The following is an 8,667-nucleotide window of genomic DNA, read 5'->3' as shown; positions in this document are numbered from 1 at the left end:
CGGACGGCTCGAACACCTGCGCGGCTCCGCACTCGGGTTCCGCAACCTGACCAACTACATCGCCCGAAGCCTGCTCGAGACCGGCGGCTTCGGACCCCAACTCCTACACCCCCGATTGGGATGAGCCATCAAAGGCATAATGCAAAAGCAGATTCGCCAGAACCGGAGAGATCGCCGACCCCTGCGGGGTGCCGCGATCCCGCTCCTGAAGGGTCCCATCAGGCAGCACCAGCGGCGCTTGCAGCCACCGCTGCACATACAGCACCACCCACGCCTGGGACCGATCAGTGTGGGCCTGGACCGCTTTGATGATCAGATCCCACGGCACACTGTCGAAGAACGCACGGATATCCAGGTCGATGACCCAGTTCGCACGCCAACAGCGCCAACGGCAACTACCCACCGCATCGATCGCTGACCGCCCCGGCCGGTAGCCATAGGAATCGGGATGGAAGACAGGCTCAGCTGACTCCTCCAACACCCGTGCCGCTACCGTCTGAGCGATCCGATCCCCGACCGTGGGCACACCCAACAGGCGCACACCCCCACTGTCCTTGGGAATCTCGACCCCACGCACCGCAGGCGGAAAGTAGGTTCCCGAGGACATCCGATTCCAGATCTTGTAGAGATTATTCTTCAGATCCTTCTCGAACTCCTCGATGGATACCCCGTCCACCCCGTGCGTCCCGTGGTTAGCCTTGACTTTCTGGTAGGCCTCCCAGACCGCATGCTTGGAAATATCGAACGGTTTTCCTGATGATGTCAACTCGCCCATACGATTCCTCCCCGAAAATTCCTGGTTGATCGCATGCACTCGTCACGAGCGATCCGGCCCCTTCGCTCCACCCCTATTACCAGGGCTTCATCACTACTACGAGCCGGTCCGCCAGCACGCCCGGCATCGGTACTCAACCCCTCGCGGAGGCTTTCCGCTTGGAGGGCTCCCTCTCTCCCCACCCGCTCAGAGCAGGGATGTATCCGCACGTGCCTTCTCCTGTTCCGCACGAAAGCCGCAGACCGGGCTCGCGTCACCTGCATGCCGGACACCACTCGGACAGTAAACGGGTCTCCTCCGAGCTCCATCCCAAGGCAGAAACGAGACCTCGGTTTCGATGTCATCTTGCTCTTTCGACACGTCATCAGTGATTCGCTTGCGCTCGCCTTCCCGATCCCCACCTGACACATCCAGTGCGCCTTTTCCTCATCGCTCACCACGACAGTCTTCAGCTAACGCGGCATGAGGTGGTTTGAAGCCCTCCCCCGCAGGACGGCTCCGAAGGGCCAGATCCTTCATCTTTGCGTGCAGCACCGCTTGCCTAGAGAGTTCCTACTTCCTCCTCTGGTTCACGTTCAGGACACAACGTTTCCTGATAGCCGCCCACCCGCCGTCGCAGCGAAGCGGGTCAAGGTGGAGCGCCGATGACGCGCGAAGCGCTCGATGGCGACGACCTTGAGGCGCGTAGCGGAGACGGCCACCATCGGGCGGCAGGAAAAGGGGGAGAACCACCCGCACTCAAAAGGGCACCCCTAGCCACCCGGCACCCCACACCCAACACCCCGCACCCAGCACCCAGCACCCAGCACCCAGCACAGGCCAACCCAAGCAAGCACGTTGAACGCCAAGCTAGCGGCTGTCGGCGCCCGCGGCGCCTTCGGCCAGGGCGCCATGGACCATCGTGGCCACCAGGCCCCGCACGCCCTCCTTGTCGAACGCACCCTCTGGCCCGGTGACCAGGGTGAACAGCGCTCCCCCGTACAGCGTCACCAGGTTCGACACCGCTTCCTCCAACACCGCTACCTCCGACGCTGCTACCTCCGACACCGGGGTCCCCAGCACCTCGTGCAGCACAGCGGTGTCGGCCACCGCCGTGCCCTCCAACCGCGCCAGCACCTCCGCCAGCGCGGGGAACCGCCGCGCCGCCAGCCGGAGTTCGAAGATCGCCAGGTAGCGCCCGCGCAGTACGGTCGCGGCGCCCCACAGCGATTCGGTGATCATGTCGATCAGCTCGTCGACCCCGGTCGGCCCGGCCATGCCCTCCGTCGCGGCTGCCATGTCCGCGAAATGCAGCTCCAGCACCCGCTCCGCGGCAGCGACGAGCAGCGCCTCCCGGGTCCGGAAGTAGTTGGTGGCGGTCCCGGGGGGAACCTCGGCCCTCGCCTCCACTGACCGGTGCGTCAGGCCGTGCGCGCCTTCCTCCGCCAGCAGTGCGATCGCGGCGTCGGCGAGGGCACGGCGTCTGCGGAGGTTAGCGGGTGGCATGGGGCCGAGTATAGAACTCGCCCGCACACCACTACTATCGTATTGAATAGGGCTTGTAACAGCGGAGACACGGCGGCACGGAGGCGAACATGAACGGCGGCGCGTTGACGGTGACGGTGGTCGGCGGCGGTATCGCGGGGCTGGCCTCGGCGATCGCGTTCGCCCGGGCGGGGTGGCGCACGACGGTGCTCGAGAGCCGCACCGGGGAGACCGAGGTCGGTGCGGGGGTCGCGACGCTGCGCAACGGCGTCGCCGCCTTGGAGGCCCTGGGATTGGGCGACGAGCTCAGAGGCTCCCTCGGGTACGAGACCGTGGCCACGGGGTTCCGGGACACCCGGGGACGCCCGATCCTCGCCATCCCGGACGACATCGAGGAGGTACGCAGAGCGGCCACCGTCTTCGGCTTCCACCGCCAGCAACTGCACGCCGCCCTGGACCGGGCCGCCCGCGACCACGGCGTGCAGGTGATCACGGGCGCCCGGGTCACCAGCCTGACCGCGGGGGTGCCCGGCGGGCCGCGCGCCACCGCCTCGTGGCGCGATCCGGCCGACGGCAAGGCGCTGAGCACGGAGTCCGACCTGGTCGTGGGTGCCGACGGCATGTGGAGCGCGGTGCGCGGGGTCCTCTACCCCGGCGTTCGTCCCACGTACAGCGGCAGCACCAGTTGGCGGGCGATCGTCCGGGACACCGAGTTCGACGGGCGGCTCACCGAGTACTGGGGGCCTGGCTCGGAATTCGGTGTGATGAGGGTGAGCGACACCGAGCTGTACTGGTACGGGTACGTGCGCGCCCCGCGGGGCGCGGTCGTCGCCGACGAGCACGCGACGGCCCGCGCCCGGTTCGCCGGTTGGGCACCGGAGGTCGTCGACCTCATCGCGCGCACCGACCCGGCCCAGTTGATGCGGCACGACGTCCACCACCTGCGCGGCGGACTCCCGAACTACGTGCGGGGCCGGGTGGTGCTGGTGGGCGACGCGGCGCACGCGGCGCTGCCCACGATGGGCCAGGGCACCGCGACCGCGTTGGAGGACGCGGTGGCCCTCGGGGAACTGGTCGCGGCACCGGTCGCCGCTGGTCAGGGCCCAGCCGAGGCCCTGGAACGCTTCGACGCCGAACGCCGCCCCGTCTGCCGGAACACCGCCAGGCAGGCCGCTTTCATCGCGAAGATCGGTGCGGACCTCGGCGGCGGCTGGCGGCAGACGGTGCGCAACGCGATCCTGCGGTCAGTGCCCGCGCGAGCCCTCATCCCCGCGGCCGCACAGGTCACCGGCCAGCAGGAGACCCGGGTGTCAGGCCCACAGCCCTGATCCGTGCGCCCCGACCAGGTCCCGCACCCGCTCCGCGGCGGACCTCAGGGCCTGTAGTGGGGTTCGCCTTCGGGTCGGCGGGCATGGCGGATCCGTTCGTGGATGCGCTCGACCATCTCCGGCATCCCGTCCGAACCGAACCAGCCCGCGTCGAGGCTCTCGTCACCGTCGATCCGGATCTCGCCGCCCACGGGGCGGCAGCGGAAGGCCAGGTCGAGGATCTGCACCTGGTCGCCGTTGGGGTAGGTGTACGGGTCCTCGGCGACCACGGAGGCGAGGCGCTCCACCGCCACCTCCACACCGGTCTCCTCCCACACCTCCCGGACCACGGCCTGGGCGGGCTGCTCCCCCGGCTCGAGGATGCCGCCCGGGGTGGCCCAGCGTCCGTCGTCGGAGCGCCGGTGCAGCAGCACCCGGCCCTCGGGGTCGAGCACGACGGCGGTTACGCCAACCAAGGGCAGGAGGTCGTGGCCGACGTGGGCGCGCAGCTTCTTGAGGAAGTCGGGAACGGGCATGTCCAGACACTAACCCCCGGTGCCGGAACCCCCGGTCCCGGAACCCCCGGTCCCGGAACTTCCGGTCCCGGAACTCCCGCTGGTCAGCCGCGCCGACCGCGGCGTTCGGCGTACTCGTGCTCGAGGATCGACATCAGGACCGCGTCGTGCCACTTCCCGTCCCAGCGCAGGTGCTCGCGCCACACGCCCTCGCGGACGAAACCCGACTTCTCGTAGGAGCGCTGCGCCTGGGTGTTGAAGTCGAACACCTGGAGCGCCACCCGGTGCAGCCCCGCGGTCTCGAAGGCGTACTCCAGGACCAGGTCGGTGGCCTCGGTGCCGTAGCCCTTTCCGGTGCTCGCCATGGAGTCGAGCGCGATCCGGTAGTTCACCTCGGCGTTGTCCGGGTCCAGGTCGATCAGGGCGCAGTCACCGACCGGAGCGCCGTCCTCGGTCCGGTAGATCACCCAGTCGGCGCGGTCGTGCCGCTGTTCCCAGGCCGCGAACACCTTGAGCAGCTGTTCGGCGGTGAACTCCTGGTGGGTGCCGGTGAACCGGCGCACCTCCGGGTCCATGTCCACCGTGCTCGGGATCAGATCGTTCGCGTTGCCGGCGCCGAGCGGTTCCAGCCGCACGCGCTGGCCGAGGAGGGAGGGCTGGTCGCGGAAGACGTCTGTAGGCACCATGATGGGGATCCAACCAGCGGGCCCGCACGCGGGCAACGGGTTTTTCGGGCGGCGGGATCTCGGGCAGCGGGGGGTACGGGTGGCGACCGGCACGGGCACGGCGAGCTTCCAGACGGTCCGTGAGAACAACCTCCGAACGGTACTGCGCACCGTCCGCGGGCTCGCCCCGTGTTCGCGGGCCGCGGTCGCCGCCGACACCGGGCTCAACAAGACCACCGTGTCCAGCCTGGTCGCCGACCTCATGGCGCGGGGCCTGGTCCGGGAGACCGGCGAGACCTCCCAGCGGCGGGTGGGCCGCCCCGGGGTCCTGCTGGCCCTGGACGACCGATCGATCGCCGCGGTCGGCCTGGAGGTGAACATCGACTACCTGTCGGTGGTGGCCGTCGACCTGCTCCACCGGGAGCTGACCCACCGGCACGTGCCCCTGGACGCGCGTTCGGCCGGGGCCGAGGAGTGCGCCCGCCGGATGGCGGACGCTCTGCGGGAGGTCGCCGGGGCCACCGAGCTGCGCGGACGCTCGGTGGTCGGGGTGAGCGTGGCGGTCCCCGGCCTGATCGACTCCCCCTCCGGCACCGTGACGCGCGCACCCAACCTGGCGTGGTGGGACGAACCGCTGCGCGACCTCGTCCGGTCTGCCCTGGCCGGTTCGGCCCTGGAGGGCACGCCCGTCCTGGTGGACAACGACGCCAACCTCGGTGCCATGGGCGAGTACCGCTTCGGCCCCTTCTCGGGGCTGCCCGACCTCGTGTACGTGACCGGTGAGGTGGGGATCGGCGCGGGCGTACTGACCGGCGGTGAGCTGCTGCGCGGGGCCGGGGGTTTCGCCGGGGAGATCGGGCACCTGGAGCTGGAACCCGGCGGCCCGGAGTGCTCGTGCGGGCGGCTCGGCTGTTTGGAGGCCCTGGCCGGTATCGGGGCGATCCTGCGGGCCGCGCTGCCCGACCTGGCCCCGGACCGTCCCCTGTCCGGCCGCGACATCCCCGACCTGGTCGCGATCGCTGTGGAGCGCGCGTCGGCAGGCGACGCCACGGCCGTCGGCGCGCTGGAGCGGGCCGGGACGTGGCTGGGCCGCGGGGTGGCGACCCTGGTCAACGTCGTCAACCCGGGAGCCGTGGTGCTGGGCGGATACTTCGTGCCGATGGCCCGGTGGCTGCTGCCCCAGTGCCGTGCCGCCGCGCGGTCGCACTCCTTCGCCCCGGAGGCCGGGGGCTGCCGGGTGGAACACTCCGATTTGGGGATGAGCGCCGCAGCCCGGGGCGGTGCCGCCGTGATGATCCACGGGCTGGATTCCGGCACCCTGCCGCTGCCCGCGGCCGACCCCGTTGACAATTAGTTGTGACTCTAGACAAACTAATCGGGCCCGGCATCCTTGCGCGGACCGACCCCCAGGAGTCCCCATGAACGACTACCGACCCACCCCAGAGGACCGCTTCACCTTCGGCCTGTGGACCGTGGGCTGGCGCGGCGTCAACACGTTCGGCGACCCGGTACGCCCACCGCTCGAGCCGGTGGACGCGGTCCGCCGCCTGGCCGACCTCGGCGCGTACGGCATTACCTTCCACGACGACGACCTCGTGCCGCCCGGCAGCTCCCCCGCCGAGCGCGACGCGATCATCCAGCGTTTCCGGGGCGCGTTGGACGAGACCGGCCTCGCGGTGCCGATGGTCACCACCAACCTGTTCTCCCACCCGGTCTTCCGCGACGGCGGGTTCACCTCCAACAGCCGCGACGTGCGCAGGTACGCGCTGCGCAAGGTCATCCGCAACATCGACCTCGCCGTCTCCCTCGGGGCGAAGACCTACGTGTGCTGGGGCGGCCAGGACGGCGCCGAGACCGAGGCCGGCAAGAACGACCAGGCGGCCCTGGACCGGCTGCGCGAGGCCTTCGACCTGCTGTGCGCGTACGTGCGGGAGCAGGGCTACGACCTGCGCTTCGCCATCGAACCCAAGCCCAACGAGCCGCGCGGCGACGTCCTCCTGCCGACCGTCGGCCACGCTCTGGCCTTCATCAACGAGCTGGAGCACCCCGAGATGGTGGGGGTGAACCCGGAGGTCGGGCACGAGCAGATGGCCGGGCTCAACTTCGTCCACGGGGTCGCCCAGGCCCTGTGGGCGGACAAGCTCTTCCACATCGACCTCAACGGGCAGCGCGGGGTCAAGTACGACCAGGACCTGCGCTTCGGCGCGGGTGACGTCAAGGAGTCGTTCTTCCTGGTCGACCTGTTGGAGCGGTCCGGCTACGCGGGGCCCCGCCACTTCGACTTCAAGCCGCCCCGGACCGAGGACATGTCCGGTGTCTGGGAGTCCGCGGCCGGCTGCATGCGCAACTACCTGATCCTCAAGGAGAAGGCGGCGGCGTTCCGTGCGGACCCGCGGGTGGAGGCGGCGCTGGCCGAGGCCCGCGTCCACGAGCTGTCGGAGACCACCCTCGCTCCGGGCGAGAGCGTCTCGGATCTGTTCAAGGAGGAGCTGGACCTGGAGGCGGTCGGCCCCCGCGGCTACCACTTCGAGCGGCTCGACCAGCTCGCCCTGGAGCACCTTCTCGGCGTGCGGTGAACCCGGCAGAGTCCCGGTCCCGCCGCCGTACCCGCGTGGCCGAACACCGGGGCGTGGAACCCTGACCGCCTACGGCCAGCCGAGCCTACTTCCCGCCCACACAGCACCGGGGTACAGTGTTGTCTGGATGAGTACGCGGAAGGCCCCGACAGGAATCCTGTCGGGGCCTCTCTGCTGTCTGGGGACCTAACCGTGTCGAACGATGCAGATAAGCGCTCCCCACTCACCACCGGGGACAACGACGTGCCCGTATTCGGGGTTCATAGAGTCGCGGATGGCAGCGTCTCCTCCAGGCACGTCGGCGACCTCTACGCAGTTCGAAGGGTTGCTGTACGAGGACTTACGGAACTCTAGAGCATCGGTGGATGAGTACATGGTCGTGACTTTCTAAGCGGCTAGTGATCGCAGGTATGCGGGCACGTCGTCGGGGTCGAGCGCCTTGGCGAGCAACCGGTCAAAGCACTGTCGGTACCGAGTGATCTCTGCTGGCTTCTCCAGGTACAAGCCGTCCGTGTTCGTCTCCACGAACACGAGCGACGGCGCGGATTCATAGTCCAGGATCGAGAATGGTCCCCCCATTCCAGCATGCAGACCCGCAGTGACTGGCAGCACCTGAAGAGTGACCGAGTTGGGTGCTTCAGCAAGCTCAATCAGTCGCTGCACTTGAGGGCCGAACAGGTCAGGGGACGCGCGCAGCATCAGCAAGGCGCTCTCATGCATGACGGCCCATACGTCAGGGGGATCGTCGTTCTCCAGGACTTCCTGTCGCTTTACCCGAGCCTCTACCGTTCGTTGGATGTCCGCAGGGTCTCGGATGAGGGTGGCTTGCGCGATCGCTGCAGAATACGCAGGAGTCTGCAACAGGCCAGGGACGTACTGCGGCTCAAACAGCCGAACACTCTTCGCTCCGGCTTCGAGTGAGGCGTAGGCTCCGCCGAGCACATCGTCGTATCGGTTCCACCAGCCTCGCTCACGTGACTGCCGTGTGAGGGAGAGGATCGAGTCACGTTCCCGGGCGTCCGCTACCCGGTATAGGTCGAGAAGTACCCGGATGTCGGTGACAGCGGGTTTCTTGGACCGACCAGTCTCGATGTTGGAGATTTTCGTACTCGACCATTCGAGCTCGTCGGCGACCTGTTCGATCGTCATGTGCGCATCGAGTCGCTTCGCTCGCATTTGTGCAGATAGTTGGCGCCTCGCGACGGACGCGCTGCTCACATCGACCTCCCCAGTGGACCGGTTTGATGCTATCCCCCATGAGCCAGAAACAGACATTTCGCAACTCCCCATCGCGATGATGCAATCAGGATAGCCTTCATCAGGACTTGCGATTTAAAATTTTTAAGTTCAGTATGGATCCTGTAC

9 protein-coding genes are annotated in these 8,667 nt (G+C 68.3%); 3 read left to right on the top strand and 6 right to left on the bottom strand.

Annotation, left to right across the window (positions count from 1 at the left end):
- Positions 1 to 103: 103 nt before the first annotated feature.
- Together ACYVD1_RS20710 and ACYVD1_RS20705 are read right to left on the bottom strand one after the other, a co-directional pair.
- On the bottom strand, positions 104 to 775 hold the full coding sequence (locus ACYVD1_RS20710) for a reverse transcriptase domain-containing protein (protein WP_460775333.1): 672 nt from the start codon (positions 773 to 775) through the stop codon (positions 104 to 106).
- 849 nt (positions 776 to 1,624) lie between these two features.
- Positions 1,625 to 2,260 (bottom strand): TetR/AcrR family transcriptional regulator, encoded by a 636-nt coding sequence (locus ACYVD1_RS20705; protein ID WP_460757718.1) that lies wholly within the window; start codon positions 2,258 to 2,260, stop codon positions 1,625 to 1,627.
- An 89-nt stretch (positions 2,261 to 2,349) separates the two neighbouring features.
- Between ACYVD1_RS20705 and ACYVD1_RS20700 the strand changes: the two genes are divergently transcribed.
- Positions 2,350 to 3,567, top strand: coding sequence for an FAD-dependent oxidoreductase (locus tag ACYVD1_RS20700; protein ID WP_460757717.1), 1,218 nt, complete (start codon positions 2,350 to 2,352; stop codon positions 3,565 to 3,567).
- 44 nt (positions 3,568 to 3,611) lie between these two features.
- On the opposite strand, the gene ACYVD1_RS20695 is transcribed toward ACYVD1_RS20700, so the two are convergent.
- Both ACYVD1_RS20695 and ACYVD1_RS20690 read right to left on the bottom strand, forming a co-directional pair.
- A complete protein-coding gene (locus tag ACYVD1_RS20695; RefSeq protein WP_460775329.1) occupies positions 3,612 to 4,082 on the bottom strand; it encodes an NUDIX hydrolase in 471 nt (156 codons plus the stop codon).
- A gap of 83 nt (positions 4,083 to 4,165) precedes the next feature.
- Positions 4,166 to 4,747: a GNAT family N-acetyltransferase gene (locus ACYVD1_RS20690; RefSeq protein WP_460757715.1), complete on the bottom strand. Its 582-nt coding sequence runs from the start codon at positions 4,745 to 4,747 to the stop codon at positions 4,166 to 4,168.
- 79 nt (positions 4,748 to 4,826) lie between these two features.
- Here ACYVD1_RS20690 and ACYVD1_RS20685 point away from each other — a divergent pair, with 79 nt between their 5' ends.
- The gene (locus tag ACYVD1_RS20685; RefSeq protein ID WP_460775325.1) at positions 4,827 to 6,080 is read left to right on the top strand and encodes an ROK family protein; all 1,254 of its coding nucleotides are present in this window, start codon (positions 4,827 to 4,829) and stop codon (positions 6,078 to 6,080) included.
- Positions 6,081 to 6,144: 64 nt separating this feature from the next.
- Positions 6,145 to 7,302: a xylose isomerase gene (gene xylA, locus ACYVD1_RS20680; RefSeq protein WP_460775322.1), complete on the top strand. Its 1,158-nt coding sequence runs from the start codon at positions 6,145 to 6,147 to the stop codon at positions 7,300 to 7,302.
- A 186-nt stretch (positions 7,303 to 7,488) separates the two neighbouring features.
- Here the strand turns inward: xylA and ACYVD1_RS20675 are convergent, their stop codons facing one another.
- Positions 7,489 to 7,677 (bottom strand): DUF397 domain-containing protein, encoded by a 189-nt coding sequence (locus ACYVD1_RS20675; RefSeq protein WP_460775318.1) that lies wholly within the window; start codon positions 7,675 to 7,677, stop codon positions 7,489 to 7,491.
- A gap of 12 nt (positions 7,678 to 7,689) precedes the next feature.
- Positions 7,690 to 8,577 (bottom strand): helix-turn-helix domain-containing protein, encoded by an 888-nt coding sequence (locus tag ACYVD1_RS20670; protein ID WP_460775315.1) that lies wholly within the window; start codon positions 8,575 to 8,577, stop codon positions 7,690 to 7,692.
- Positions 8,578 to 8,667 lie beyond the last annotated feature (90 nt).

The organism is Nocardiopsis nanhaiensis (assembly GCF_054778635.1).
The sequence above is the reverse complement of the archived record's forward strand: the minus strand, read 5'-3'. Positions and strand labels throughout refer to the sequence as shown.